The 1680-nt window shown below is 67.5% G+C and carries 1 pseudogene; it reads left to right on the top strand.

What is annotated here, in order from left to right:
- Positions 1-324: 324 nt before the first annotated feature.
- Positions 325-1593: pseudogene (locus tag ACFPOB_RS30240) on the top strand (Tn3 family transposase); the annotation flags it as partial.
- Positions 1594-1680: the final 87 nt, after the last annotated feature.

Raw genomic sequence — 1680 nt, 5'->3', positions numbered from 1 at the left:
TTCACGCAGCTTGCCGATAATCTCTTCCGGCTTGTGCTTCTTGCTCGGCATTCATCGTCCCTTTCGTGGTCCAGACTATCATAGTCTCTGGGCCGCTCAGCGGGGGGCAGATCACTGGGCCATGCCGTGCATCTTGAGGCTGCGCAGCATGATGACGATGGCCCCGCTCGCAGGATTATGACGCATGGCGCACCTCATCGGCCCGGCGCAGAGCGTCATAGCGTTCGACATTGGCGCGCGGCTCGGTGGTCAATGTGAGGGCGGAAGGGGCTTCGACCGTTGATCGTCCATCTGCGCGAGCGGCTCGGGTCGGGCAGCATCTGGGTGGACGGCAGCCGCGCCTATCGCACGCTCGACGACTATCAGCTGCCCGTGCCCACTTTTGAGGCGATGCGCGCGACCGGCGATCTGCGCCTGGCCGTGCCGACCGACTTCCCCGAATGGTATGAGGAGCGCCGTACCCTACTGGTCCGGCGCATGACGGAGGTGGAACGCGCAGCCGCGGCGGGCGAGCTGGTCGACGTGACAATCGAGCGCGGGCAGTTGCTGATCTCGCCGATCCGGCGCTCTCCCTCCGACGATGCCGATGCACTGAAGGCCAGGCTCTACGCGATGCTGCCGCGCGTCCGCATCACCGACCTGCTGGTCGAGGTCGCCGCATGGTCGGGTTTCGCCGACCGCTTCGTCCATGCGCGCAGCGGCGCCTCCGCCTCCGACCAATCCGCGCTGATGGGTGCGATCCTCGCCGATGCGACCAATCTCGGCCTGGGCCGCATGGCCGAAAGTTCGCGCGGGCTGACGTTGCCTCGCCTGCGCTGGACGGCGGAATGGCATGTGCGCGACGAAACCTACCTGTCGGCGCTGGCGGCGATCGTCGATTGCCACACCGCGCATCCCCTCGCGGCGGTTTGGGGACCGGGCGACACATCGTCGTCGGACGGCCAGTTCTTCCGCGCCGGTGGTCAGGGCGAGGCCCGCGCCGATCGCAACGCCCGCTACGGCACCGAACCCGGCGTGCTGTTCTACACCCACGTCACCGACCGCTTTACGCCGTTCCATACCAAGGTCATCGCCGCCAATGCCGGCGAAGCCGCGCATGTCCTCGACGGCCTGCTCGACCATGAGAGCGAACTGGTGATCCGCGAACATGCGACGGATACCGCCGGCGCGGTCGATCACGTCTTCGGTTTGTGCCACCTGCTCGGCTTCCGCTTCGCACCGCGCATCCGCGACCTCAACGAGCGCCGGCTGTATGGCCTGTCGCCGCTCGACCCGTGGCCGACGCTGCGCCCGCTCGTCGCCGGGCCGGTCAACCTCCGCGCGATCGAGGAGAACTGGGACGAAACCCTGCGCCTTGCCGCCTCGATCCGTGCCGGCACCGTCAGCGCCTCGGTCATGCTGCGCAAGCTGGCGGGTTTCCCGCGTCAGAACCCGGTCGCCCGCGCCCTGCGCGAGATTGGACGGATCGAGCGCACACTGTTCATGCTCGACTGGTTCGACGATCCCGACCAGCGGCGCCGCACCGGCAGCATCCTCAACAAGGGCGAGGCCCGCAACGCGCTCGCCCGCGCCATCTTCTTCAGCCAGCGCATCAGGAAGCGCATCGAGGAGGCGTTCGGCTGGATCAAGACGGTTGCCGGGCAGGACAAGACGAAGTTCCGCGGTCGCGACCGTGTCGGA

Origin of the sequence: Allobosea eneae (assembly GCF_042657265.1) — a bacterium.
In the GTDB taxonomy this organism is placed as follows: Bacteria; Pseudomonadota; Alphaproteobacteria; order Rhizobiales; family Beijerinckiaceae; genus Allobosea; species Allobosea eneae.
The sequence above is the reverse complement of the archived record's forward strand: the minus strand, read 5'-3'. Positions and strand labels throughout refer to the sequence as shown.